Genomic DNA, 23,737 nt, shown 5'->3' on the forward strand with positions numbered 1-23,737 from the left:
ATGGGGGAGCGTGCCGCCCGTTTGCTCGGGCCCGTGGAAATCCGCCGCCTCGCGGAGGAACTGGGGGTGAGCCCCACCAAGAAGCTGGGGCAGAACTTTGTGCACGATCCGAATACGGTGCGCCGGATCGTCGCGGCGGCGGAACTGCAACCCGAGGATCGGGTGATCGAGGTGGGCCCGGGCCTGGGCTCCCTCACCCTGGCGCTGCTGGATACCGCCAGCCAGGTCACCGCCATCGAGATCGACGAGCGCCTGGCCCGGCGCCTGCCGGACACCGCCCGCGAGTTCGCCCCCGATCACGCCGCGAAACTCACGGTGGTGCACCGCGATGCCCTGCGGGTGCGCCCCGAGGACGTGCCGGAGCCCCCCACGGCGCTGGTGGCCAACCTGCCCTATAACGTCTCCGTGCCGGTGCTGCTGCACCTGCTGGCCACCTTCACCACGCTGCGCCGCGTGCTGGTGATGGTGCAGGCCGAGGTGGCCGACCGTCTGGCAGCAAGCCCCGGCTCCCGCGTGTACGGCGTGCCCTCCGTCAAGGCGAGCTTTTATGGGCAGGTGCGCCGCGCCGGGGCCATCGGCAAGAACGTCTTTTGGCCCGCCCCTCGCATTGACTCCGGCCTGGTGCGCATAGATTGCTTCGGCGCGGATTCTCCCTGGCCCCTCACCGAGGACACCCGCCGCGCCGTGTTTCCGCTTATCGACGCCGCCTTTGCTCAGCGCCGCAAGACCCTCCGCGCCGCGCTTTCCGGGGTGTACGGCTCCGGGGCGGCGGCCGAGGAGCGTCTGCTCGCCGCCGGGATCGACTCACAAGCGCGCGGGGAAAAACTGGATGTGGCGGACTTCATCCGCCTAGGAGCGCTTAAGTGAGGCGGCGGGTGGTGCGCGCCCGCGCGCACGGCAAGGTGAACGTCTTTTTGGGGGTGGGGGAGGCCCGCGCGGATGGGTTCCATGAACTTTCCACGGTGTTCCAGGCGGTGAGCCTGCACGATGACCTCGCCGTGGAGGCCGTGCCCGCCCGCCGGGTGGAAAGCGGCCCGCACGTGCGCGGGGTGCGGGTGACGGGCCTGGACGCGCAGAAGGTGCCCACGGACTCCACCAACCTCGCGGTGCGCGCGGCCGAGGCCGTGGTGGCGCGCTATCGGAAGCGCCACGGGCTTTCCTGGGCACCGGCCCTTTTCATGCACCTGCACAAGGGGATTCCCACCGCCGGGGGCATGGCCGGGGGCTCGGCGGACGCGGCGGCCGCCCTGCGCGCCACCGCCGCGCTCTTTAGCCCGGAGTACCCGGCCCTTCCAGAGGAAGAACTCTATGAGATCGCCGCGGAACTCGGCTCGGACGTGCCTTTTACCCTCATGGGCGGCACCGCCTGGGGGCGCGGGCGAGGGGAGAACCTCACTCCCGTGCTGAGCAAGGGGCGCTACCACTGGGTGTTCGCTCTCTCTCGCGAGGGGCTATCCACCCCTGCGGTGTTCAAGAAGCTGGACGATCTGCGCTACGCCCGCCCGGAGGCCGCGCCCCACCTGGACGTCACCGCCGTGACCAAGGCCCTGGCCAGCGGCGATCCCCTGGCGGTGGCGGTGCACATGCACAATGATCTGGAACCCGCCGCGCTGCAACTCATGCCCAGGCTGCGGGTGGCCCACGGCGCGGCGGTGGAGTTGGAGGCCCTGCGGTGCGTGGTTTCTGGTTCCGGGCCCACGTTGGCATTCCTGTGCCGGGACGAGGCCACGGCGGAAGCGGTGGCGGAGGGGCTGCTGGCCCAGAACCTGGCCAGCCGCGCGGTGGTAGCCCACGGGCCGGTGCCGGGGGCGCGGGTGCTCTAGGCCAGGGAAATCTGCTGATCGCAGAGACCGGCCAGGGCCTCATCGTGCGTGGCTATGAGCACCAGGGCCCCGGCTTGGGCCCGCTCGCGGAGCAGCGAGGTGACCGTGGCGCGGTTGCGCGCGTCCAGGGAGGCGGTGGGTTCATCGGCGTAGATGACGGAGGATTCCTTATAAATGGCCCGCGCGATGCCCAGGCGTTGTTTCTCTCCACCAGAGAGCGTGGCGGCGGTGGCCTTGGCCTTGTTTGCTAACCCGACGCTGGCCAATGCGGCGTCGGCCACCGCACCATACCCTCGGCGCAGGGTGACGTTATAGCGCGCGCTTTCCTCCTCGATGATGCCGTAATCCTGGTAGATGAAGGCCGCGTGCTCTCCCCAGAAGCGGGTACGCTCGCGGTCTTTCCAGGAGGTGGTATCCACCCCATCGACGAGTACCTTTCCCGTGGTGGGGCGCTGAATGAGCCCCAGGCAGGCCAGGAGGGTGCTCTTTCCACAGCCCGAGGGGCCCGTGAGGGCCACCATGCGGCCCGGTTCCAGGTGGAGATCGAGGTGGCTGAGGATGGTGCTGCCCGCGAGGGTGATGCCGAGGTCACGGGTGTCAATGTTCATGGGAGTCTCCTAGGGGTGACGGGCGACGGTGCGGCGGAAGGCCTGGGCGGCACAGGCGCGGTAGAACAGGGCGCTGGCGGCGAGACTCAACACGAGCACCGCCGCCCCGGAGGCCAACAGAATCAGGGGATCGGGGTGACGCAGCACAAAGGTGAGGGCGCCCGCGAGCGCCACGATGAGGGAGGCGCGGAGGGCGTCGATACGCAGCGGGGCGCCGATCATGGCGAGGTAGGGGTGCCCCGCGAGGTGGCGCGTGGTGATTCTCCGGGCGTTGCGGGTTGCCCAGAGGGCGGCGTTCTGTGTCCCGCTGAGGAAGATCGCGGCCAGGATAAGCACGACGGTGAGGAAGTACATGCGGGATTCCTCCTGGAACTTCCGCGCCTGATCCAGGGAGAGCTGCGCGATGGAGTCCACGGAGTAGACGTAGGGATCAAGATGGTGGCGGGCCAAGGCTTCCCGGAGGGCCCCTTCCTCGGCGGAGACGATGTTTCCCGAGGACAGGGTGGGAAGGAGAAACCCCTCGACGCTGAAGGAGGCGAGTGGGGCATCGGTGACCACGAGGAGGGAATCCGTGGCCTGAGTGGTGTTGCCCCCGAGCACCACCCCGGCCTCCATCGCGGGAACGGGGGTGGCGCCATTGAGGTAGTAGCGCAGCCCGGCGTTATCGGTGCCATCGCGGGAGAGGAGGGAAAGTTGCTGATCTTTGCCCAACCAGCCCTGCGCAAAGGTGGGGGCGGCCTGGGGAAGCGAGACCTCCGTGAGGTCATCGGGGGAGATGCCGAAGGCATGCAGCCAGGCCTCATCGGTGATGATGACGTGCCGGAAGCCGTCCATCTCCTCGCGCGAGTAGGAGATGGAGGAATCAAGGGTGAGGGAGATTCTGAGGTTGTCGGAGTCGCTGAGTTCTTGCAGCGCCGCCGCCACGTTGCGGGGTCCCTCCGGGGTGTCAAGGAGGCTGGTGGAATCAGAGAACGATACCCGCACCGTGCCCTTCATGGCCTCCCACAGGGCGTGATCCTGGGCCAGGCGATGCGAATGGAGCGCGAGGGTGGCGGTGCTGGGCACTACGAGGAGGGCTACCACCAGGGTCGCGCCGTGCAAGACCAAACCCATGCGCCGGAACCCGTGCGGTATGTGGCGGTGGGCCAGAGCGTCAACGCTGGGCCGCCCCACCGCGCTGAGCAGTACGAAGGACGCTAGGGCCAGAGCAAAGGCCGCTCCCTGCACGAGGAGAACGCGAGACCAGACCAGGGGAAGTTGCTCCGACCCGTGGGCGGACACCACCCAGAATAGGCAGGCGAGGCTGCCTACCAAGAACCCGGGGGCCAGCAGTGCTGTGATGGAGAGGGAGTCCTCGCGGTGAATACGCTGGCGGGGTACGCCACCGAGGAGGCGGAGGCTGCGTCCGCGTTCCCTGCCCAACAACCACGCGGAGAGCGCGGCGGTGAGCGTGAGGAATGTGGCCAGGGCGGCGTTGCCCGCCCCGTTGTGAATGAGGTACGCATACACCAGGCGGATGGGGGAGGTGGGGTTCTCCCACTCGATGCTCGCCTGGTGCTCCCGGGCCCATGCGTCCAGGGCGGCACGGGTCTCGGGGGAGGAAGAGAGCACATAGCGCCCGGAGAGGGGAGTGGTGCCCAGCGCCGTGTACGGCAGGAGGGAGCCGTGACTGTGCCGGGAGAACCACTGGATAGAGTCCCCGTCCAGGGATACCGCCGTGGCCGGAGGGCGAGCGCCAAAGAAGAAAATATCGTGGGCGGTGTCACCCTCGGGGGCCTCCTTGCTCGTCTCCCGGAGCAGGGAAACGCCGTGCTCCTCGACCACGCGGTGCAGGCTGGTGGCCACCTCCTCCTTGGGCAGGGTGCTCTCGTTGATGCGCAGGCTCAGCGCCGTGGTGGTGCCAAAGGGTTGGTGTTCCTGCTGAAAGGCGAAGCTTTGGAGCGCTAATACCCCACACACCAGGGAGAGAACCAGGGCAGCGGCGCGGATAATCCACCGGATCATGGCGCTTCCTCTCAAAAAGATAAATGAGGTGGAATGAGCGCGTCCTTGGCTCCGGGGTATCGGAGATCGGTGGGCAGCAGGTGAGGGGTATTTTTAAGGAGGCCGTGCAACCCCGTCTACAGGACGATTGGTGGTCTGATGATATGCGCCACTATAGGTGACCGTCAATACTTTCTACGGAGATTTGCCGCCCCTCACTCCATCTCATACCCCCGTCACCTCCATCTCCACCGGGGTGTGTTCCAACTCGTGCCGGGCTATCACCTCCCCGGAGGTCAGATCCACTAGGACGAGGCCCCCGGTGGCGTCGCTGACGTAGGCGGTGGAGTCAGTTACCTTGAGGATCGGGCCGGGTTCCTGCCAGTCCTCCTTTTCCTCCCAGGGCTCGATCACCGGAATATCGTGCAGCACCTCGCCGTGCTCCATGTCGATGATCTTCAGCGCGCCGTCGGTGGTGAGCACCACGCCGTTGCCCTCCTTGTCGCGCCCCAGGGAGCGGAACCAGTAGGAGGCCCCCAGGTCTACGGTGCGCAGGGAGGCGTCGCGGGTGTCGATGATCGCCACGGCGGTGGGGTGCTCGTGCGTGGCGGCGGCGTCGGTCTTGTAATCGGCCAGCACGTAGGGGGATTCGGGGTGGCCCGCAAGGTTCCCGGAGCGCTGGTATTCGTGCTCGGCGGGCACCTTGTGGAATGCGGTGCCATCGAAGATCACCGGCGCGTTCTCGCAGCCGAACACCACGTGCTCCTCGGCGGCCACGGCCTCCCCGTGTACGCCGGGGCAGTCGGAGGTTTCCGCCTCGGTGGTGCCCGAGGCGTCGATAAGCCGAACGATGGAGCGGGATTCCTCGGTGCCGGTGGTGGTGAGGAGGTTCTCGCCTAGGGGGACGGCCACGCCGTGATGGGCGGTCCCGGTGGAAACGAGGGTGGGTTCGGCGGGGGAGGCCTGGGTGAAGGAGTCCGTGGGGAGGACGGAGATGGTGCCCTCGCCGTCGGAGAAGAGGGCGGTGCGCCCGCCGTGGGCCACCACGTGCCCGGCGTGGGGTGCCTCGAAGGTGGTGGAGGTGAGCGCGGGATCGCCGGAATAGAAGTGGGAGTGGTCGCCGTGGTCCACGCGTTGGGCGGCGGTGTCGTAGAGAAGGTATTCGTCGCCCGCGCTCACGAGCAGGGTGCGGCCGTCGCCGCTGGGGTTGAGGCGCAGGAATCCCTCGCGCGGGGTGGCGGCGAGGGTTTCGCCGGTGATGGCGTCCAGGGTGGTCAGGCCGCCGTCGTGGGTGTAGGTGAGGCGGGGGTGGAGGGAGGAGACCTCGCTCACCTCGGCGGGGCCGTCGTGGGTAGGGGTGGTGGAGCCGACGCAGGCGGTGAGGAGGGCTCCGGTGCTGAGGGTGGCGGCGAGCGCCGCGATGCGTTTCATGGGTGAGTAGCCTAGTTAATAATGACAATCACTATCAATAATGCGGGGGTGGCAGGGGTGCCCTAAGATAAGAACCCTTATGGCGAACCTCATCAATATGGAGAATGTCTCCCTCTCGTACGGCCTAAAAACCCTGCTTGACGGCGTGTCCCTCGGCGTGCAAAGCGGGGAACGCATCGGCGTGGTGGGGCTCAACGGCGGCGGCAAAACCAGCCTGCTGGAGGTGCTCACGGGGCTGGAAGAACCGGACTCCGGGCGCGTTTCCCACGTGAGCGATCTGCGCATGGCGGTGGTCACCCAGCGCGCCGAGCTGGACCCCGACGCCACCGTGGCGCAGGTGGTGCTCGCGCCTTTGGGCCTGGAAACCTTCGAGTGGGCCTCCAACGCCAAGGTGCGTGCGGTGCTCGGCGGGCTGGGCGTGGCAAACCTGGGCCTGGATACCCCGGTGGGCTCGCTCTCCGGCGGGGAACGCCGCCGCGTGAACCTCGCCGCCGCGCTGGTGCGCGACCTCGACCTGGTGGTGCTCGACGAGCCCACCAACCACCTCGACGTGGAGGGCGTGCAGTGGCTGGCCTCCCACTTGCTCTCCCGCAAGGTGGCGCTGGTGGTGGTCACCCACGACCGCTGGTTCCTCGACACCGTGGCCACCCGCACCTGGGAGGTACACGACGGCCAGGTGGACGTGTACGAGGGCGGCTACAATGATTGGATCTTTGCCCGCGCCGAGCGCGCCCGCCAGGCCGACGCCGCCGAGGCCCGCCGCCGCAACCTCGCCCGCAAGGAACTCGCCTGGCTGCGGCGCGGAGCGCCGGCGCGCACCTCTAAGCCGCGCTACCGCATCGAGGCCGCCGAGGCCCTGATCGCGGACGTGCCCGCCCCCCGCGACAGCGTGGAACTCATGGCCTTTTCCAAGCGCCGCCTGGGTAACCGGGTGATTGACCTGGAGGACGCGCGCGTGGAAACCCCCGACGGCCGCGTGCTCGTGGATGGCCTGACCTGGCGTCTGGCTCCCGGCGAGCGCATCGGCCTGGTGGGGGTGAACGGCTCGGGCAAGACCACCCTGCTGCGCACCCTGGCCGGGGAGCACCCGCTGGCCGGAGGCCAGCGCAAGCAGGGAACCACCGTGCGCCTGGGGTGGCTGCGCCAGGAACTCGATGACCTCGATCCCCAGCGTCGGCTCATCGACGCCGTGGAGGACGTGGCCACCTACGTTCACCTGGGGGATAAGGAACTCTCCGCCTCCCAACTGGCCGAGCGCTTAGGCTTTTCCGCCAAGCGTCAGCGCACCCCCGTGGGTGACCTCTCGGGCGGGGAGCGGCGTCGCCTGCAACTCACCCGCGTGCTCATGGCGGAGCCAAACGTGCTGCTCCTCGACGAGCCCACCAACGACCTCGACATTGATACCTTGCAGGAGCTGGAATCGCTGCTGGACGGTTGGCCGGGAACCCTGGTGGTGATCTCGCACGATCGCTACCTCATCGAGCGCATCGCGGACAGCACCTGGGCACTGTTTGGGGACGGGAAACTGACCAACCTCCCCGGAGGGATCGAACAATACCTACAGCGGCGCGCTCAGGAGGCCGCCGCCGAGGGGGCGGGCCCGCTCGACCTGGGGGAGAAGCACCCGGCGGCCGCGCCTCCCGCCGCGTCCTTTGCACCAGGGCGGCTCAGCAGCCAGGAACACCGTCAGTTGACCAAGAAGATGAACAAACTAGAGCGCGAGATGTCCACCCTGGCGCAGAAGATCGCCCGGGGCGAGGAAGAGATGGCCGAGGTAGCCGCCGCCGCGAGCCCGGACACGGCACGGCTTTCGGAGCTGGACTCCCAGGTGCGCGCGCTGCGCGAGCAGCATGAGGAGGCCGAGGCCGCCTGGCTGGAAGCGGCGGAGGAACTAGAGGGCTGATGATACGGAGAATCCGGCTGCACCCCTGGGGCATGGTGGGGGCGGCGATCATGTTTATCCTGGGGCTCACGCCCTCGCTGCTGCCCCGCGACTTCTTCTATCAGGGCCTGGTGTGTGGCTTGGGCGCGGGGATCGGCTACGCCCTGGGTGAGGGCGCCTACCGGATTTGGCACCGCTGGTTCTCCCCGCGCTACGCCCCCCGCCTGCGCGCGCGGCTCGACGCTATTCCTACCCGCGTGCGCCGGGTGCTGCGCGTGGTGGTTCCCGTGGTGGCCTGGGTGGGCGTGATCGGAGCGGTGGTGTTCTCCCTGGGCTGGCAGCGCGGGGTGGCTCACCTCACCGGAGCCCAGGCGTACTCGCTCTGGGAATTCTTGCTGGTGCTCCCGGTGGGCTTCGCGGTCTTCGGCCTCACCCTGGCGGTGGGGGCGGCGGTGCGGGGCCTGGCCCGGTTGCTCACGCGCGCCGCCCCCTCGCGGCTGCGCGCCCCGGTGCGCAGCACCCTGGGGTGGGGCGCGGCGATCTTCGTGTGCCTGCTGATGATTAACCAGGTCATCCCCGGCGTGATCGTGGGTGCGGGGGAGCGGGTGTTCTCCGTGAGCAACAAGGACCCCGAGGAGGGCGTGGAACAACCCCAGGAGCCGGAGCGCTCCGGCTCCCCGGAATCCACCGTGGCCTTCGACGGCCTGGGAAGTTACGGCATGAGATTCGTCGATGGTGGCCTGCGGGCCAAGGAACTTTCCGAGGTCACCGGCGAGCCCGCCCGCGAGCCCGTGCGCATTTACGCGGGCCTGCGCAACGAGCCGGAGGTGCGCGAGCGCGCCCAGATGCTTATCGACGAATTGGAGCGCACCGGAGCCCGCGAGCGCGAGGCCCTGCTGCTGGTACTGCCCACCGGCACCGGCTGGGTCAACCTGCGCGCGGCCCAGGCCTTCGAGCTGCTCTACGGCGGGAACACCGCCGTGGCCTCCGCGCAGTACTCCTACCTCCCCTCGGCGTTTCACTTCTTCACCGGCGGCGACGCCGTGCAGGAGGCCGGCAAGGCCCTTATTACCCCCGTGGTGGACTGGTGGAACTCCCTGCCCGCCGACGATCGCCCCAAGCTCTACCTCTACGGGGAATCCCTGGGTTCCACGGCGGTGGAATCCGCCTTCTCCGGTATGCGCGACATTTCCTCCTCGGTAGATGGAATCCTGCTCACCGGCCCGCCGGACTTCAACCCCCTGTGGTCGAGCTTCATCGAGCGCCGCGATCCCGGCACCACCCAGGTCAGCCCCGAATACTCCGGCGGCCTGGTGGTGCGCTTTGCCCAGAACGCCGAGCAGGTGTGCTCCTTTAGCGGCGAGAACGAGCAGTGGGGGCCTACCCGCGTGCTCTATATCCAGCACCCCTCCGATCCGATCGTGTGGTGGTCGCCCTCCCTCATGCTGAGGGAACCGGACTGGCTGCGCGAACCCGCGGGGTTTGATCGCCTCCCGGGAATGAGATGGATTCCGTTTATCACCTTTCTCCAGGTGGCGGCGGATCTTCCCGTGAGCCAGAACGTGCCACAGAGCCACGGGCACAACTACGGCGACGAGTTATTAGATGGCTTTGCCGCCGTGGCGGGGGTGGAGCAGCGCCGCGCGCAGGAACTAGCACCGGCGTTGGAAGAAGCCCTGCGGCGCAGCGGGGACGAGAGATTCGAGTGATTGGCACACGGGTATGATTTTTAGCGGACAAAGGTCTATCATGTGAGTCTAGGGGCGGCGGTGAACAACACCGGATACCAGGGGGTTTGGTTGTGCATTTTCTGCCTGCGCGTTAGCGATGTTGTGTGGTAAATGCGTGGAGAAAACGGAGGGGAACGCGATGGCTGGTACAGGGCTTAGCGCAATGGATATTGCGCAGTGGTTTGTCGCGTGGGCGGAGGAATCGGAGGACGCTGATCTCACTCCGCTTAAGTTGCAGAAGTTGCTTTATTATGCGAAGGGCGTTTTTATGAACAATAGCGGTGACGTCTCTTTGTTCCCTGAGCCGATGCAGGCGTGGGCTCACGGCCCCGTGGTTCCAGACGTGTACCATGAGCTGAAAAGTTTTGGGAAGAACCCCATTGATCCAGATAAATTTGTCTCCGATAACTTTAATTGGGATAGGTTTGCGGTGGTGGAGGATTCCCTCGTTGAGACGTGGCAGAAGTATGCCGTCTACTCGGCCTGGGCGTTACGGAATAAGACGCATCGGGAGCTGCCGTGGATAAGGGGTTTCACTGGCGGTGATCGTAACAGTGAGATCACCGACGCAGATTTAAAAGAGTTTTTCTGCCAGCAATGAGCGGAAAGAAAAGGAGGGGGACTCCTCCGTGTAGGGATGGCGGTCGGGATCCGGGGCAACTTGAGCCAGATAAGCATGATCCTCGCGGGGAGTATCCTGTCTTATCGTTTCGTTTTCTTCAGAAGGATTGGGGATTCCAGGAGCTTACCCCCAAACAATGCAAGGATTTTACCTGCAAGTGGCATGAGCGATCGAAGATGACGTGGATGGAGTTGTCGCAACACCCCAGACACGGTCTCGGTAGCGAGTCGATTCCAAAGAAGAGCATTCGCCCAGCCGTGCCCGAGAAGTTTAGCGATCAGGATAAGTTCAGGGTTTACCGACATTTAGGTAATTTGCCGATGGCTGGGGTGAAGATGAAGAATGTCTATTACGTGCTCTGGATCGAGAAGGAATATGGTGAACTATATGAGCACTGACGCTTTATCTTGTGTTTCATGTGTGTTAATTTGGTTGAAGGTGTGATCCTTTTAGAAGTTATGTCTTGACGATGCCGGGTGTGGCGATCCGGATTTAATGAGCATGCGTAGCCGAGGCGCGTCGCGTACCCTGGGCCCCATGATTTTGATTAACGTTGTGTACCGCCCCAAGCCCGAATACCTGGAGAACTTCCGGGACAAGGTCGCGGAGTTCACCGAGGCCACCCGCGCCGAGGAGGGCAACATCTTCTTCGACTGGTATCGCAGCACCGATGACCCCGGCGTGTACGTGCTCCTGGAGGCCTTCCAGGACGACGCAGCCGAGGCTCACGTGAACTCCCAGCACTTCAAGGACGCCTGCGAGCTCTTCCCGGAGTTGCTGCTGGAGACGCCCAAGATCATCAACACCACGATTCCGGGCAAGACCGAGTGGGATCGCATGGCCGAGTTTGCCGTGGACTAGCCCCCGCTAAACTGGTTCCTTATGAGCCATGAGGAACCGCACAGCACCAGCCCGCCCAAGTTGAATAAGAAGGCCTATGAGAAGGAACTCAAGCGCCTTCAGGCGGAGTTGGTGGACATGCAGCAATGGGTGGTGGAGACCGGCGCGCGGCTGGTGATCGTGATGGAGGGGCGCGACGCCGCGGGCAAGGGCTCCGCCATCAAGAGGATCACCCAATACCTCAATCCACGCACCTGCCGGATTGAGGCCCTGCCCGCGCCCACCTCTCGGGAGAAGGGCCAGTGGTATTTTCAGCGCTACGTGGAAAAGTTGCCCACGGCCGGGGAGATCGTGATCTTTGATCGCTCCTGGTATAACCGCGCCGGGGTGGAGCGGGTGATGGGCTTTTGTACCTCGGACGAGTACCGTCGATTTTTGCACCAGGCCCCGATCTTTGAGCGGCTGCTGGTGGAGGACGGGATTATGCTGCGCAAGTACTGGTTCTCCGTGTCCGATGAGGAGCAGATCGCGCGTTTTGAGTCCCGGCGTGATGATCCGCTGCGCCGCTGGAAGCTTTCCCCGATGGATTTGCAGTCCATCACCCGGTGGGAGGAGTATTCCCGCGCCAAGGATGAGATGTTTGTGCACACCGATATTCCGGCCGCGCCTTGGTACACGGTGGAGTCGGAGGATAAGAAGCGCTCGCGGATCAACGTGATCTCGCACCTGCTTTCCACCGTGCCCTATGAGAAGATCGAGCGCGAGTTGCCGGAGATTCCGCAGCGCCCCACGTCCGACCGCGATTATCAGCGGCCCCCGCGCGAGGATTTCCGTTATGTGCCGGACGTGGCCGCCAAGCTGGAGGCGGGCAAGAGCAAGAAGACTAAGAAGAAGTAGCCTCCGGGCCGGTTCCTCGCTCGCCGTCCTGGCTGGGGGCGTCGGGAGTAGGAGCAGGATCCGGGTCCTCCTCCGGGTTGCGCCCCGGCGTCATCAGGTCGAACTTGGTGATGAGGAAGCGGAAGAGCGCGTAGTAGAGCACCCCGTAGCCCAGGCCCACCACCAGGATCAGCCAGGGGTGGGTGCCGATGCCCCAGTTGAGGAGCAGGTCGGTGGCGCCTGCGGAAAACCCGAAGCCCATCTTGGCGCCCAGGAAGTTCATCAGCGCCAGGGAGGTGCCGGTGAGCGCCGCGTGCAGGATGTATAGAGGCATGGCGGCGAACATGAAGGAGAACTCGATGGGCTCTGTGATGCCGGTGAGGAAGGCCGTGAGCGCCAGGGAGAACATCGCCCCGCCCACGATCTTCTTCTGGGCTGGCCGAGCCGTGTGATAAAAGGCCAGGCAGGCGGCGGGCAGGGCGAACATCATGATGGGGAAGAAGCCGGTCATGAAGCTGCCCGCCGTGGGGTCGCCGGCGAGGAAGCGGGCGATATCGCCGTGCACGATGTTGCCGGAGGGGTTGGGATAGGAACCCAGGATGAACCAGGGCACGAAGTTGAGCAGGTGGTGCAGGCCCAGCGGAATGAGCGAGCGGTTGGCCAGGCCGTAGAGGAAGCCCCCGAGGACGTCGTTATTCTGTGCCGCCTCTCCGGCCCAGGTCAGCGCGGCGTCGAAGTAGGGGTAGATGAGCAGCATGGGGATCGCCACGAGTACGGCGCTAAGCCCCACGATCATGGGCACCAGGCGCTTGCCGCTGAAAAATCCCAGCCAGTCCGGCAGCTTGGTGCGGTGGAAGCGCTGCCATTCCAGGGCCGCGATGAGCCCGATGACCACGCCGCCAAAGACGTTGTAGTTCACCACGGCCTGTTCCCCGTTGGCGTCCGTTACACCTTCGAGCACCAGCGGGGACATGGCCTCAAAGGTGCCGGTGAGCATGAGGTATCCCACCACGGCGGCCAGGGCGGTGGAGCCATCGGCCTTTTTAACGAAGCCGATGGCGATGCCCACCGCGAAGAGGATGGGCAGGTTGCTCATGATCGCGTTACCCGCCCCGCCGAGCAGGTGGGCGAGCCAGTTGAGCACGGTGATCTCCGGCCAGCGGCCGAGCAGGTCGGGTTGGCCCGCGCGCGCCATGAGCGCGGCCACCGGCAGGGTGGCGATCGGCAGCATGAGGGAGCGGCCTAGCCGCTGGAGCACCTGCATGCTCTTTCCCTTTTTCTTGGTAGACATGGCTACTCCTTGGGGAGCTTCAACGATGAGGAACAGGCTCAGTGTATATGCTGGTACCTGCTATATATGAGGCGCACGCAGAGGAGTTTTCTATGGCGCAGATCAACACCGAGGGCATCATCGCGGGCCTGGGTGGCACGGACAATATCGAAGAGATCGAGGGCTGCATTACCCGCCTGCGCACGGTGGTGGGAGATGCCTCCGCGGTGGACGAGGCCGCCCTGCGCGCCGCCGGAGCCATCGGGGTGGTTGCCGCCGGTTCCGTGGTGCAAGTGGTGGTGGGGCCGCAGGCGGAAATGATCGCAGAGGATATTGAGGAGCAGCTATGAGCGAGGTTATCGCGCCCCTGGCGGGCACCGTCATCGCGTTGAGCGAGGTCAAGGACGAGGTCTTTGCCTCCGGCATGGTGGGCAAGGGCGTGGCCGTGGTGCCGCCCGCCGAGGGCACCATCGAGGTCGCTGCTCCCCTGGGCGGAACCCTGAAGCAGGTTCTTCCGCACGCCTTCATCGTGATGGACGAGGCCGGTGCCGGAATCCTGGTGCACGTGGGCATTGACACCGTGGAACTAGAGGGCAAGGGCTTTGAGGTGCACAAGGCCAAGGGGGATCAGGTGCGCGCCGGGGAGCCGGTGGTAACTATCGACGCCCCCGCCATCGCCGCCGCGGGCTACGATCTCACCTGTCCCGTGGTGGTCATGGCCGGGGAGTTTGGCGATGTGCTCGCCTCCGGCGAGGTGGAGCGGGGAACCCCGCTTTACCGGGTGGGCTAATCCACGAGGCCTTCGAGCACCGTGAGCACCCCGGCCTCCGTGTTGGGCGGGGCGATGTGATCGGCGGCCTCCTTGATCCGGGGGTGGGCGTTGCTCATGGCGTAGGCGGTGCCCGCGGTGCGGAGCATTTCCAGATCGTTGAGGTAATCGCCAAAGGCGATCGTGCGGTTCAGCGGAATCCCCAGGGCCTCGCTTAGCTGCTCAAGGGCGCGGCCCTTGTTGGCCTCGGGGCTCATCACGTCGATCCAGTGCTTGCCGGATACCGCCGGCTGCTCCTCCGGGGCGGCGGCGTGCAGCATGGGCAGCGCCACGGTTTCCGCGTCCGCCTCGGTGTAAAAGGCCATTTTGATGACGGAATCGTCCACGGCCTCGTGCAGATCCTTCACGGCGCTCACGCGGTGGTAATACTTGGCCACCTCGTCCACGATGTCCGGGCGATCCACATAGGCCATCGTGGGGGTGCACACCACCGTCTCCATGCGGGTGGGGGAGGCGTAGGCGGCGTCGATGAGCGCGCGGGCGGAGTGCGCCCGCATGGGGGTGGTGGAGATGATCTTTCCCTCGGCGTAGACCACGGTGCCGTTTTCCGCGATGAAGTGGAGATCCTTCCCTAGGGGGCCAAAGAGATCCTGGAGGGTGGCTAGTTGGCGGCCGGAGGCGGGAACCAGGGTGATCCCTGCCCGCACGAGCCGGGGATAAAGATCCCAGAAGGCCTCGGGGATTTTTCCCTGCCCGTCAAGGAAGGTGCCGTCCATGTCTACCGCCACGAGCCGGTGTTCCATTAATTACTCTCCGTGTCCTGCGTTGGGTGATGTGGAACACTGGGAGGCATGACCGATACGACGCCTCCCGTTCTCACGCTTGTGGAACAGACTACCGGAATCATTCGCCTCAATCGCCCCAAGGCGCTCAACAGCCTCAACCCGGAGATGGTGCGGGCCATCGCGCGGGCCCTGGAACGCTGGCGGGACGATCCGGCGATCACCCAGGTGCTCATAGAATCCGCCGCGCCCAAGGGATTCTGCGCGGGCGGTGACGTGCGCTACGCCCGCGAGCAGATCATGGCGGGCAACGTGCGGCACATCGACGAGTTCTTTGCCGAGGAATACGCCATGAACAAGGCCCTGGCGGCTTACCCCAAGCCCTATGTGGCGCTGATCGACGGCGTGGTCATGGGCGGCGGGCTGGGGATCAGCGCCCACGGCTCGCACCGCGTGATCACGGAGAAGGCCTTTGCTTCCATGCCGGAGATGCTGATCGGATACATCACCGACGTGGGCATGAGCTGGGTGCTGCAGCACCTCCCCGGCAGCAGCCAGGCCCTGGGGGCCTTCCTGGGGATCACCTCCTGGCGGCTCAATCCCACGGAAATGCTCTGGACGGGGCTGGCCACCCACTTTGTGCCCGCGGCGGAGCTGGACGAGGTGCGCCAGGAGATTCTGGAACGGGGCGTGGCGGTGGCCTTGGCGGGCAGGGAGCGGCCGCCGGAGGGGGAGAACCGCCTGCTGGCCCTGCTTCCCGGCATCGAGGAGGCCTTTGGCCACTCCTCGTGGCGGGAGGCGGAGGCCGCCGCGCGCCGATACCCCGAGTTGTGGGAGGTGGTGGAGGAATCCCTGCGGGAGGCCAACCCCGCCTCCGTGGTGGCCGCCACCGCGCTGTTTGCCGCCAACAGCGAGGTGGACGTGAACCAGGGCATCGATAACGAGGCCCGCCTGGCCGCCGTGCTGCGCCGGGAGGAGAACTTTGCCGAGGGCGTGCGCGCGATTCTGGTGGATAAGGATCACCGCGCCGCCTTCCACCCCGCAACCTTTGCGGACGTGGACGAGGAGGCCTACGCCCGTCTACTTCACTTTTAGGCGGTGCGCAGGCTGGCCACGGCCACCCCGCCCTCCATCACCCACGGCCAACTCAGGCCGTTGCGGGTGAGCACGTTATCGCGCAGGTGTTCCGGCAGCACCATCTGTTTATTGGCGTAACCCAGCAGGTATTCATCGAAGGCGGGCAGCTCCAGGCGCAGGCTCAGCGCCGCCTCCACCTCGGCCGTGGTGACGCGCTCCTGCCAGGCGGCCATCCAGTAGTCCACGCCCTCGCAGCGCACCCGCGTGGTGCCCCCGGGCCTGGGCAAGGGCCGCCGTGGCCTGGGTCTTGGAGAGCCGGGACCAGGCCATGAGATCCGCCACCGCCACCGGCCCGTGCCCGGTAGCGTAGCGCGAGCCCAGTTCCACCAGAGCCTCCTCACCGGAGTACGCCAGAGCGACGCCCGGCAGGTGATCCACGTGCAGGAACGTCTCCGCGGTGCCCAGGCGGGGGCCTGCACCACGTCGCCCTCGCCGCTGAAGATGCGCAGGAGGTGGGAACCACGGCCTTGATCGGGATCGATGCCCGCCTCACAAAACACCGCGTAGGCCTCCGCGCGGGGCAGGGGCGTGCGGTCGCGCGCCATCAGGGCTGAGTGAAGGGCGTCGCGCGCCCGGTTCACGTCGGCGTCGCTGAGCCCCAGCCGCACGCGGTGCCCGCGCTGGCTCCCCGCCACCCTGGGGTAGAGCAGGCGGCTGAGCCAGCGCGCGTCCTCGGCCGCGAGGAAGTGCAGGGTGCCGCGCTGCGGCCAGGAGCGCACCACCCTAAGGGCGGCCACCTCGTCGAGCACGTCGGCGTCGCTAAGCCCGCTGCGCAGCGCGAGCGCGCGGATCCCCGCCTGGTAGGTCTGCCCCTGGAGCGCCAGCACGCGGCGGGCGACGTCGAGGGCATTGGCGTAGCCGGGGCGCGCGGCGGAACCCGCTAGGCCCTGCGCGATGAGGCGGCGGGCGAGGAGTTCGCTGCGGGGAATCTCCTCCATCTAGAGCGCACCCCGGGCGGTGGTGTAGGAGCGAAGGGCGCGCTGGGGGTCGGCAAAGGTGGGCAACGGCGTGGCGGTGACCTCCCGGGCCACCTCCGGGCGCAGCGGCGGCAGGTGAAGATGCGGGGCCTCCAGCAACAGCAGGGCGGTCACCCCGGGGACCAGGCCCGCCACGGCGTGCGTCCACGCCCCCAGGATTGGCTTGGCGATCACCGCGAGATCCCAGCGGGTGGCCTGAGCCAGCGGAATCCGGGGGCTGACCAGGGGGAGAATGCCGTGCTGCTGGCCGAAGGCCAGGAGCGCGCGGCTGGGGGCCTGGGCCTGATCCGGGAGGCGGGGATCGGCCCACCCCCAGGTAAAGGAATCCTCGCGGAAGGTGCCGAGCACCTGCGCCCTCATGCCCTCGGCGGTGCCGGCGGAAAGATCAAGGCGTACCTGCTGGGCGGGGTGTTGAGCGTGAAAGAAGAACTGGTGCTCGATGGAGAGGTACGCGGCGTCGGAATACACCTGGGCCAGGGTGGGGGAGCCGGCGTCGGGCACCTGGAGGGCGGCCGCGCCGTCGAAGAAGATGGGCTGCCCGTCCAGGATCAGGGCGTGCTCCTCCTCCACCAGGGGGAGGCCGCGCAGCAGGGCAAAGCCCCGAATCTCCTCGCGCCCCCGGGCGGGGTGGGCGGCCAGCCCCTCGATGAGCGCCGGGCGCAGGGGAGCCCCGGTGGCATCGAGGTGGAGGGCTACCACCATGCTCGATCCGGGGGTGGTGGTGCGCGGGGCGATCACGGCCGGGGCGGCGTCGAAAAGCAGCCCCGCCTGATCGAGCAGTTCCTGGCGTGCGGGCTCGGTGCCGCTGCGGGTGGCCGTGTGCCAGCGCCAGGCATCCCCGGAGACCTCCGCCACCCGCGTGCCGCGCACGGCGCGCCTGCCGATGCTGACGGACACCGGGGCGTCGGGGGTATCGTCTGCGGCGGACGGGCCAGTGAATTCCAGGGGGCCGCCCATCCGGCGCAGCGCGGCGTTCCCCTGGGCGCGGGCGATGAGGTTGCTCATGCCCGCGATGATACGTGGGGGCCGGGGAGGGGCTAGCCCAGGCCGCGCAGAACCTCGAAGGCCTGATGGATCAGGCGCTCGCCCTCGTGAAGATCCTGCGTGGGCTGCTGGTAGAACTTCAGCAGGGCGATGGCCACGGCGTGCGAGGTGGCGCCGAGGGTGACCTTGGCCTCAAACTCGCTCAAGCCGGGGAAGTGGGCAAGAAACTTCTCGATGAGGCAATCAAACTCCTGCTCCAGGGAGTTCTTCATTTCCCCCTTGCCCAGGATCTCCCCCACCTCGCCCAGGCGAGTGAGTGAGGATAGGGAGGCAAAGTGCGAGGGATCGCGGTGCAGCCCGCGAATGGCTACCTCTTCCATCGCGTTGAGGAAGGTGAGGCCGGGGGGTAGGTCATCGAGGTCCTCCATGAACGCCTCCACGCGGCGCGCGATGGCGTGAAACAGAGCCTCCTCCCGGGAGGAGAAGTAATTGTGGAAGGTGCGTGGGGAAACACCCGCCTCCTCGGCGATGGCGGCCACCGTGAGCCCCTCCGCGCCCTGGGACAGGGCGATGTGGGCGGCGGATTCCGCGAGTGCTGCGCGGGTGGCGGCTTTCTTTGTTTCCCTCAGGCTCGTCATGATGATGCCTTACTGTTGATTCTTCTCGGGCTGGGTGGATTGCGCGGTGGGTTCGGCCTGGTCCCGGATGGAGGCCAGGGCCGCGCCCTCCACATCCACATTAGGCAGGATGCGATCCAACCAGCCGGGGATCTTCCAGGCGCGGTCGCCCAGGAGATACATGGTGGCCGGGATAATCATCATGCGAACCACGAAGGCGTCGAAGAACACCGCGGTGGCCAGCGCGAAGCCCATCGTCTTGATGAAGGCGGTGTCCTGCAAGGTGAAGGCCGCGAACACGCTCATCATGATGAGGGCGGCGGCGGTGACCACGCGCGCCCCGTGGCGGAAGCCGCTCTCCGTGGCCTCGGCCGCGCTCATGCCGTGGTGATAATCCTCGCGCATGCGGGTGACCAGGAACACCTGGTAGTCCATCGCCAGGCCAAAGACCAGGCCGATGAGCATGATGGGCAGGAAGCTCAGCAGCGGCTGCGGGTCATTGACGATGCCCAGCCAGCCCTCCTGGAAGAGCGCCACCGTCACGCCAAAGGTGGCGGCCACGGAGAGGCCGAAGCCCAGGGCGGCGATCAGCGGCACCCACACCGAGCGGAACACGATCATAAGCACCAGGAAGGCCAGGGTGAGCACGATGGCGATGTAGGGCAGCAGCACGCTGGAGAGGCGGTCAGACATGTCGTCGAAGATGGGCGTGGAGCCCGTGATGCCGTAGCTCGCGCCGGTCTCCGCGCGGTAATCGGCCTCCGCCTTGCGCAACTGCGTGAGGGTATTGGAGGTGGACTCGTCCGTGGCGCCCCCGGCCGGGGTGATGAGGATCTGGGCGGCGGTGCCGTCCTCGCTCAGGCCGGCGACCTGGGCGTTGACCACGCCCTCGGTGGCGTTAAATTGCTCCATGGCCTGCGCAAAGGCGGGCATGCGATCTTGTTCGGGGAGATCACCGGCCTCCACCAGGGCGACCATGGGGGCGTTGCGGCCGGGGCCGAAGGCCTCGGACATCGTCTCGTACGCCTCGCGCTGCGGGGTGCCGGGGGCGGAGGAGCCGTCGGTGGGCATGGCCAGGCGCATGTTCATCATGGGGATCGCCAGCAGGCCGAGCAGCACCACGCCGCTGACCAGGGAGAGCCAGGGACGCTTGCCGATGTGCTGCGCCCAGCGGCGGCCCATCGTGGGTTTGGCGTTATCGGGGTCCGGCACCGAGGGGCCGGGGATGCGCCCGGAGAACACGCGGGTGCCCAGCAGGCTGAGCAGCGCGGGGAGGAAGGACAGGGAGATCATCACCGCGATGGCCACGGTCAGCGAGGCGGCCAGGGCCATCCAGGTAAGGAAGGGAATGTTGATGATGGAGAGCGCGGCGAGGGCGATGAGCACGGTCAGGCCCGCAAAGACCACCGAGGAACCCGCGGTGCCGGTAGCCATGCCCATGGCGTGCGCGCGCTCGGCGGCGGAGAGCTGGCGAATGTGCTGGGAGAATTCCTTGGGGCTGAGGTCGTTGAGGTCGGTGTTCTTGCGCTTGATGAGCGCGATCATATCGTTGCGGAAGCGCGAGGCGATGAACAGGGCGTAGTCGATGCCCACGGCCAGGCCGATCATGGAGGCCAGGGTGGGGGTCATGTCATTGATGTCATCGCTGATGAGGGTGGCCAGTTGCACGCCCAGGATGCCGATGCCCACGCCGATGATGGCGGAGACGATGGGCATGCCGGCGGCCACGATGGAGCCGAAGGTGATGAGCAGCACCACGGCGGCCACGGCTAGGCCAATGAGCTCGGAGGTCATGTCCAGCTCGCCGGCGCCGCTGAAGGCGGTGCCGCTGTAGGTGACCTCAAGGTCATCGCTGTTGGCGTTGTTCAGGGCGTTTTCCACGGCCTCCAGGTCATCGGATTCCACGTCCTGGGTGGTGGCGGCGTCGAACGTGATGCTGGCGGTGCCGGTGGTGCCGTCCTCGCTTAAGGGGCTGATCGCGGCGATGTTCTTGGCGATCTGCTCGGCGGGCAGCCCCTGCGCCTCAAGCTGAGGGGTCATCTGGGCGGTGAGGCCCTGGGCCGCCAGGGCGGGGTTGACCAGGGAGTCCGTATCGGTGAGCGCCCCGGTGTCCTTGAGTTCCTGGAACAGTTCATCGATCTGGGCTGCCACCTGGGGATCGTCCAGGGTGGCGCCGTCTTTGGTGTGCAGCACCACGGTGCCGCTGGGGGTGGTCAGGGCGTCGCCAGAATCGGGGAAGAGTTCCTGCATGCGCTCCTGGGTTTCCACGGCCTGAAGGCCGGGAATGGAAAAGGAGCTGGCGGGGGACTTGGCAAAGGCTCCGGCGAGGCCGCCCAGGGCGACGAGGATCACCAGCCAGAAGGCGAGGAAGGGCCATTTTTTCCGGTAGGCGAGGTTGCCCAGCCGGTAGAGGAAGCGTGACATGAGGGTCTTTCTGCAACGGGAACAAGAACTTTGCATAGTTTATGCAAAGATTCTGATATGCCGCAACTTTTCCCGCTATGTGCATTTTTGCGTTCGTGGGACGCCTGCGCTGACCTGCGGCGGGACATGAGGGGCGGGTGGCTTAGAGTAGTGGCAGCGGCAGCGCCCGCCCCGCCTGAATATGTCCGAATCCGCCTGAACTTGCCCGCAAGGAGATCCGTGATCCTGCAAGCCGCCTCCATGGCCTTTGCCGACTCCGTCAACGTCCTGCTCATCGGCGTCCTGGTGGCGCTCGGCGTGCTCCTGCCGCGCGGCGGACGCTTCGACGCGGTGGCCACGCTGCTGGTGCTGGGGGACTGGCTGGGGGTATTCCTCTACTCCCTGCTCATACTTTTGCTTTTCGACGGCCTGGGCGACGTGATCCGGCACGCCCTGGAATCCCCGGTGTATGCGCTCGTCCTCGTGGGCTTCGGCCTGTTCTCCCTGATCGCCACCGCGCGCAGCTCGGGGGAGGGTACGGTGGGGCTGGTGCGCCGCGTGTTGGGGCCGCTGCGCGGGCCCGCGGCCATGACGCCGGTGGTGGGCTTTGTGCTCGGGGTGGTGCAATCGGCCACCTCCGTGCCCTTCTATCTGGGCATCGGGGTGGTCTCCGCCGGAGACCTCGGCGTGGCCCAGCGCTACCTGGGCATGGTGGTCTACGCCACCATCGCGTTGAGCCTGCCCATTCTCAGCGCCTTCGCGGTGGCCTGGGTGCGCCGTTACCCCTACTCCCCGGTGGGGCGGCTCTTTGAATGGGCGCGCATGAACCCGCTGACCTCGATCCGTCTGGCGGGCTACGCGGTGGGGGTGTTCCTGGTGGGGCTGGGGGCTGTGACGCTATACGACGTCACGGTGGGTTCCTCGGGGTAGGTCAGTGCGAGGAGGTCGCGTTCCAGGTGCTTCAGATCCTCAGTCGTGAGGATCGCTCCCCATAGCGGGCCGGAACTGCTGCCGTCGGTGGCGGCGATGATGAGCCGCACGGTGTGTTCGGGGAGGCCGTCGGCGTGCAACTGCTCGCGCCACCGCGCGGCGTCGCGCTGGGTGACCTCGCGTAGTTCCGGCTCGGAGAGCAGATGCGCGGCCAGGGCGAGCTCGTCGTGGAGCGCGCCGGGATCGTGGACGCCCGCGAAGATGGCGCGGATATAGGCGCGGGTGAGGTGCCCCGGGGAGGCGTCCCCGGATCGCTCGTCCTCCCGTTCCACCTGGGTGCGGAAGCGCTGCACAAACTCCGTGACCAGCCCATGAAGCAGGTCATCTTTGGTGGGGAAGTGGTAGAGCAGCCCACCCTTGGACACCTGGGCCTCCTTGGCTATGGCTGCCAGGGAGACGGTGGGGCCCTGTTGGCGGATCAGACGGGCTGCGGCCTGAAGGATGAGCGCCCTGGTTTCCTCCGGTGTACGGGTGGTGCGAGCCATGTGATGTGTCCTTTCGCCGGAATGGAATTAGTGCTCCGCCGCTACGGCGTTCTTATCGTTGGGGATCAAGAAGTAGGCTACGGCGGCAGCGCCCAACATAATGGCCGCCGCGACGAGGGTGGTGGACTGCATGGCGGAAACAAAGGCCTCCCGGGCCGCGTGCAGGGCCTCGCTTCCGGCATCGAAGAGGTGCGCGGCGGTGGCCAGCGAGTCCTCCGCCTGGCGGGCCAGGGCGGGGTCGGTCTCGGCGGGCAGGGTGAGGTGGACGCGGTACAGCACGGCGATGAGGGAGCCGAGAATGGCGATACCGAGAGCCACGCCGAGTTCGTAGGCGGTCTCCGCGATGGAGGAGGCCGCCCCGGCCTTGTTCGGGGGCACGGCGGAGACCACCGCGTCCACGCTGAGCGTTTCCGCGATCCCCACGCCCAAGCCCAGGGGAACCACGGCCAGCAGCAGCCAGGTCAGGTTCTCCGCGCCCTCGGTGATGGCCACCAGGGCCAAGCCCACGGCGCCAATGAGCAGGGCTACCGCGATGGCGCGGCCCCGCCCCAGGCGGGTCAGGAGGGATCCCACGAAGACCGCGGCCAGCATGGCGGCGATGGCCACCGGCAATTCCGCCAGCCCGGCCTGGAAGGGGCTGAGTTCGCGCACCAGTTGGAGATACTGGGAGTAGAAGAACAGCGCGCCGCTGAGGGCGAACACGGAGATGAGGTTCACCAGCACAGCCCCGCTAAAGGCTGGGTTTTTAAAGAGGTCTACCTCGATCATGGGAGAGTCCACGCGGCGTTGGCGGCGGATAAAAAGGTAACCGCTCAGCAGCCCCACGGCGAGGATCGCGGCCGGTACCGGGCCGAAGGAGCCTCCGCCGAGCTGCTTGACGGTGTACACCAGCGGAATGATCGCCAGCATGGACAGGGCGCTGGAGATGAGGTCGAAGGGGCCGGGGGAGGGGTTGCGGGATTCCGGCAGCAGCCAGGCCCCCAGGATCACCACGGCGAGGATGACCGGGATATTGATGAGGAATACCGATCCCCACCAGAAGTGCTCAAGCAGCGCACCCCCGATGAGCGGGCCGAGCGCGATGCCGCTGGCGGAGGCCGCGGACCATATGGCGATGGCGCGGGTGCGCTCGGTGGGGTCGGTGAAGATGGTGCGGATCAGCGAGAGCGTGGAGGGCATGATGGTGGCCCCGGCCATGCCCAGCAGGAGGCGGGCGGCGATGAGGACCTCGGGGGTGGGGGCGAAGGCCGCCATGAGGGAGGCCGCGCCAAAGGCCACGCTGCCGATGAGGAGCAGGCGTTTGCGGCCGATGCGATCCGCGAGGTTGCCCATGGTGACCAGCAGGCCCGCGAGTACGAGGGAGTAAATATCGCCGATCCATAGCACCTGGGTGGCGGTGGGGGCGAGGTCTCGGGTAAGCGAGGGAACCGCGAGGTATAGCACGGTGGAATCGATGACGAGCAGAAGCACGGCGCTGACCAGCACCGCCAGGCTGCTCCATCGCTGTATGGGGCTCATGAATGCTCCT

General features: G+C 66.7%; 22 protein-coding genes. 11 read left to right on the forward strand and 11 right to left on the reverse strand.

Translation table 11 applies throughout. The annotated features are described in order from the left end of the window. Nucleotides 1-867, forward strand: a complete 867-nt coding sequence (gene rsmA / locus Cocul_RS07840; protein ID WP_055122744.1) for a 16S rRNA (adenine(1518)-N(6)/adenine(1519)-N(6))-dimethyltransferase RsmA — start codon at nucleotides 1-3, stop codon at nucleotides 865-867. Beyond that, nucleotides 864-1,823, forward strand: a complete 960-nt coding sequence (locus Cocul_RS07845; RefSeq protein ID WP_055122745.1) for a 4-(cytidine 5'-diphospho)-2-C-methyl-D-erythritol kinase — start codon at nucleotides 864-866, stop codon at nucleotides 1,821-1,823. The genes rsmA and Cocul_RS07845 overlap by 4 nt, the downstream gene beginning before the upstream one ends. Here Cocul_RS07845 and Cocul_RS07850 read toward each other — a convergent pair. The 3 genes from Cocul_RS07850 to Cocul_RS07860 all read right to left on the reverse strand — a co-directional run bounded on the left by Cocul_RS07850 (nucleotide 1,820) and on the right by Cocul_RS07860 (nucleotide 5,845). Continuing rightward, the gene (locus Cocul_RS07850) at nucleotides 1,820-2,431 is read right to left on the reverse strand and encodes an ABC transporter ATP-binding protein (RefSeq protein WP_055122746.1); all 612 of its coding nucleotides are present in this window, start codon (nucleotides 2,429-2,431) and stop codon (nucleotides 1,820-1,822) included. The two genes, Cocul_RS07845 and Cocul_RS07850, sit on opposite strands and share 4 nt — an antisense overlap. A 9-nt stretch (nucleotides 2,432-2,440) precedes the next feature. Next, on the reverse strand, nucleotides 2,441-4,435 hold the full coding sequence (locus tag Cocul_RS07855; RefSeq protein ID WP_055122747.1) for a hypothetical protein: 1,995 nt from the start codon (nucleotides 4,433-4,435) through the stop codon (nucleotides 2,441-2,443). Nucleotides 4,436-4,639: 204 nt separating this feature from the next. Then, a complete protein-coding gene (locus tag Cocul_RS07860; protein ID WP_055122748.1) occupies nucleotides 4,640-5,845 on the reverse strand; it encodes a hypothetical protein in 1,206 nt (401 codons plus the stop codon). A 79-nt stretch (nucleotides 5,846-5,924) separates the two neighbouring features. Here Cocul_RS07860 and Cocul_RS07865 point away from each other — a divergent pair, with 79 nt between their 5' ends. The 5 genes from Cocul_RS07865 (at nucleotide 5,925) to ppk2 (ending at nucleotide 11,816) form a co-directional block, all read left to right on the forward strand. Next, complete coding sequence (locus Cocul_RS07865; protein ID WP_055122749.1) at nucleotides 5,925-7,748, forward strand: ABC-F family ATP-binding cassette domain-containing protein; 1,824 nt, start codon at nucleotides 5,925-5,927, stop codon at nucleotides 7,746-7,748. Next, nucleotides 7,748-9,436 (forward strand): alpha/beta hydrolase, encoded by a 1,689-nt coding sequence (locus Cocul_RS07870; RefSeq protein ID WP_055122750.1) that lies wholly within the window; start codon nucleotides 7,748-7,750, stop codon nucleotides 9,434-9,436. Before Cocul_RS07865 ends, Cocul_RS07870 begins: the two co-directional genes overlap by 1 nt. A 184-nt stretch (nucleotides 9,437-9,620) precedes the next feature. Then, nucleotides 9,621-10,058 (forward strand): Panacea domain-containing protein, encoded by a 438-nt coding sequence (locus tag Cocul_RS07875; RefSeq protein ID WP_245622162.1) that lies wholly within the window; start codon nucleotides 9,621-9,623, stop codon nucleotides 10,056-10,058. 558 nt (nucleotides 10,059-10,616) lie between these two features. After that, nucleotides 10,617-10,940: a putative quinol monooxygenase gene (locus tag Cocul_RS07885; protein ID WP_055122752.1), complete on the forward strand. Its 324-nt coding sequence runs from the start codon at nucleotides 10,617-10,619 to the stop codon at nucleotides 10,938-10,940. A 21-nt stretch (nucleotides 10,941-10,961) separates the two neighbouring features. Beyond that, nucleotides 10,962-11,816, forward strand: coding sequence for a polyphosphate kinase 2 (gene ppk2, locus Cocul_RS07890; RefSeq protein WP_055122753.1), 855 nt, complete (start codon nucleotides 10,962-10,964; stop codon nucleotides 11,814-11,816). Here ppk2 and Cocul_RS07895 read toward each other — a convergent pair. Then, on the reverse strand, nucleotides 11,803-13,086 hold the full coding sequence (locus tag Cocul_RS07895; RefSeq protein WP_245622164.1) for a PTS transporter subunit EIIC: 1,284 nt from the start codon (nucleotides 13,084-13,086) through the stop codon (nucleotides 11,803-11,805). The two genes, ppk2 and Cocul_RS07895, sit on opposite strands and share 14 nt — an antisense overlap. A 92-nt stretch (nucleotides 13,087-13,178) precedes the next feature. Here Cocul_RS07895 and Cocul_RS07900 point away from each other — a divergent pair, with 92 nt between their 5' ends. Both Cocul_RS07900 and Cocul_RS07905 read left to right on the forward strand, forming a co-directional pair. Then, nucleotides 13,179-13,415: a PTS sugar transporter subunit IIB gene (locus Cocul_RS07900; protein WP_055122754.1), complete on the forward strand. Its 237-nt coding sequence runs from the start codon at nucleotides 13,179-13,181 to the stop codon at nucleotides 13,413-13,415. Further along, entirely contained in the window at nucleotides 13,412-13,855 is a 444-nt protein-coding gene (locus Cocul_RS07905; protein WP_055122755.1) for a PTS sugar transporter subunit IIA, read from the forward strand. The genes Cocul_RS07900 and Cocul_RS07905 overlap by 4 nt, the downstream gene beginning before the upstream one ends. Here Cocul_RS07905 and Cocul_RS07910 read toward each other — a convergent pair. Beyond that, nucleotides 13,852-14,637, reverse strand: a complete 786-nt coding sequence (locus tag Cocul_RS07910) for a Cof-type HAD-IIB family hydrolase (protein ID WP_055122756.1) — start codon at nucleotides 14,635-14,637, stop codon at nucleotides 13,852-13,854. The genes Cocul_RS07905 and Cocul_RS07910 overlap by 4 nt on opposite strands. Nucleotides 14,638-14,685: 48 nt before the next feature. Here Cocul_RS07910 and Cocul_RS07915 point away from each other — a divergent pair, with 48 nt between their 5' ends. After that, on the forward strand, nucleotides 14,686-15,711 hold the full coding sequence (locus tag Cocul_RS07915; protein WP_055122757.1) for a 3-hydroxyisobutyryl-CoA hydrolase: 1,026 nt from the start codon (nucleotides 14,686-14,688) through the stop codon (nucleotides 15,709-15,711). On the opposite strand, the gene Cocul_RS07920 is transcribed toward Cocul_RS07915, so the two are convergent. The 4 genes from Cocul_RS07920 to Cocul_RS07935 are packed head-to-tail and all read right to left on the reverse strand — an operon-like array spanning nucleotide 15,708 to nucleotide 20,755. Next, nucleotides 15,708-16,691 (reverse strand): DNA glycosylase AlkZ-like family protein, encoded by a 984-nt coding sequence (locus Cocul_RS07920; protein ID WP_082422241.1) that lies wholly within the window; start codon nucleotides 16,689-16,691, stop codon nucleotides 15,708-15,710. The genes Cocul_RS07915 and Cocul_RS07920 overlap by 4 nt on opposite strands. Further along, the gene (locus Cocul_RS07925) at nucleotides 16,692-17,735 is read right to left on the reverse strand and encodes a DUF6882 domain-containing protein (RefSeq protein WP_055122758.1); all 1,044 of its coding nucleotides are present in this window, start codon (nucleotides 17,733-17,735) and stop codon (nucleotides 16,692-16,694) included. A gap of 32 nt (nucleotides 17,736-17,767) precedes the next feature. Continuing rightward, a complete protein-coding gene (locus Cocul_RS07930; protein WP_055122759.1) occupies nucleotides 17,768-18,352 on the reverse strand; it encodes a TetR/AcrR family transcriptional regulator in 585 nt (194 codons plus the stop codon). Nucleotides 18,353-18,361: 9 nt separating this feature from the next. Then, nucleotides 18,362-20,755 (reverse strand): MMPL family transporter, encoded by a 2,394-nt coding sequence (locus tag Cocul_RS07935; RefSeq protein ID WP_055122760.1) that lies wholly within the window; start codon nucleotides 20,753-20,755, stop codon nucleotides 18,362-18,364. 219 nt (nucleotides 20,756-20,974) lie between these two features. Here Cocul_RS07935 and Cocul_RS07940 point away from each other — a divergent pair, with 219 nt between their 5' ends. After that, entirely contained in the window at nucleotides 20,975-21,664 is a 690-nt protein-coding gene (locus Cocul_RS07940) for a hypothetical protein (protein WP_211257117.1), read from the forward strand. On the opposite strand, the gene Cocul_RS07945 is transcribed toward Cocul_RS07940, so the two are convergent. Continuing rightward, nucleotides 21,589-22,209, reverse strand: a complete 621-nt coding sequence (locus Cocul_RS07945; RefSeq protein ID WP_082422242.1) for a TetR/AcrR family transcriptional regulator — start codon at nucleotides 22,207-22,209, stop codon at nucleotides 21,589-21,591. The two genes, Cocul_RS07940 and Cocul_RS07945, sit on opposite strands and share 76 nt — an antisense overlap. Before the next feature lie 27 nt (nucleotides 22,210-22,236). After that, complete coding sequence (locus Cocul_RS07950) at nucleotides 22,237-23,727, reverse strand: MFS transporter (RefSeq protein ID WP_055122761.1); 1,491 nt, start codon at nucleotides 23,725-23,727, stop codon at nucleotides 22,237-22,239. Nucleotides 23,728-23,737 lie beyond the last annotated feature (10 nt).

The organism is Corynebacterium oculi (assembly GCF_001412105.1).
Taxonomy (GTDB): Bacteria; Actinomycetota; Actinomycetes; order Mycobacteriales; family Mycobacteriaceae; genus Corynebacterium; species Corynebacterium oculi.

Excerpts from the sequence above, each read along its gene's own strand:
- rsmA (WP_055122744.1), top strand. The coding sequence starts at position 1 with ATGGGGGAGCGTGCCGCCCGTTTGCTCGGGCCCGTGGAAATCCGCCGC.
- Cocul_RS07850 (WP_055122746.1), bottom strand. The coding sequence starts at position 2,431 with ATGAACATTGACACCCGTGACCTCGGCATCACCCTCGCGGGCAGCACC.
- Cocul_RS07855 (WP_055122747.1), bottom strand. The coding sequence starts at position 4,435 with ATGATCCGGTGGATTATCCGCGCCGCTGCCCTGGTTCTCTCCCTGGTG.
- Cocul_RS07860 (WP_055122748.1), bottom strand. The coding sequence starts at position 5,845 with ATGAAACGCATCGCGGCGCTCGCCGCCACCCTCAGCACCGGAGCCCTC.
- Cocul_RS07865 (WP_055122749.1), top strand. The coding sequence starts at position 5,925 with ATGGCGAACCTCATCAATATGGAGAATGTCTCCCTCTCGTACGGCCTA.
- Cocul_RS07870 (WP_055122750.1), top strand. The coding sequence starts at position 7,748 with ATGATACGGAGAATCCGGCTGCACCCCTGGGGCATGGTGGGGGCGGCG.
- Cocul_RS07875 (WP_245622162.1), top strand. The coding sequence starts at position 9,621 with ATGGATATTGCGCAGTGGTTTGTCGCGTGGGCGGAGGAATCGGAGGAC.
- Cocul_RS07885 (WP_055122752.1), top strand. The coding sequence starts at position 10,617 with ATGATTTTGATTAACGTTGTGTACCGCCCCAAGCCCGAATACCTGGAG.
- ppk2 (WP_055122753.1), top strand. The coding sequence starts at position 10,962 with ATGAGCCATGAGGAACCGCACAGCACCAGCCCGCCCAAGTTGAATAAG.
- Cocul_RS07895 (WP_245622164.1), bottom strand. The coding sequence starts at position 13,086 with ATGTCTACCAAGAAAAAGGGAAAGAGCATGCAGGTGCTCCAGCGGCTA.
- Cocul_RS07900 (WP_055122754.1), top strand. The coding sequence starts at position 13,179 with ATGGCGCAGATCAACACCGAGGGCATCATCGCGGGCCTGGGTGGCACG.
- Cocul_RS07905 (WP_055122755.1), top strand. The coding sequence starts at position 13,412 with ATGAGCGAGGTTATCGCGCCCCTGGCGGGCACCGTCATCGCGTTGAGC.
- Cocul_RS07910 (WP_055122756.1), bottom strand. The coding sequence starts at position 14,637 with ATGGAACACCGGCTCGTGGCGGTAGACATGGACGGCACCTTCCTTGAC.
- Cocul_RS07915 (WP_055122757.1), top strand. The coding sequence starts at position 14,686 with ATGACCGATACGACGCCTCCCGTTCTCACGCTTGTGGAACAGACTACC.
- Cocul_RS07920 (WP_082422241.1), bottom strand. The coding sequence starts at position 16,691 with ATGGAGGAGATTCCCCGCAGCGAACTCCTCGCCCGCCGCCTCATCGCG.
- Cocul_RS07925 (WP_055122758.1), bottom strand. The coding sequence starts at position 17,735 with ATGAGCAACCTCATCGCCCGCGCCCAGGGGAACGCCGCGCTGCGCCGG.
- Cocul_RS07930 (WP_055122759.1), bottom strand. The coding sequence starts at position 18,352 with ATGACGAGCCTGAGGGAAACAAAGAAAGCCGCCACCCGCGCAGCACTC.
- Cocul_RS07935 (WP_055122760.1), bottom strand. The coding sequence starts at position 20,755 with ATGTCACGCTTCCTCTACCGGCTGGGCAACCTCGCCTACCGGAAAAAA.
- Cocul_RS07945 (WP_082422242.1), bottom strand. The coding sequence starts at position 22,209 with ATGGCTCGCACCACCCGTACACCGGAGGAAACCAGGGCGCTCATCCTT.
- Cocul_RS07950 (WP_055122761.1), bottom strand. The coding sequence starts at position 23,727 with ATGAGCCCCATACAGCGATGGAGCAGCCTGGCGGTGCTGGTCAGCGCC.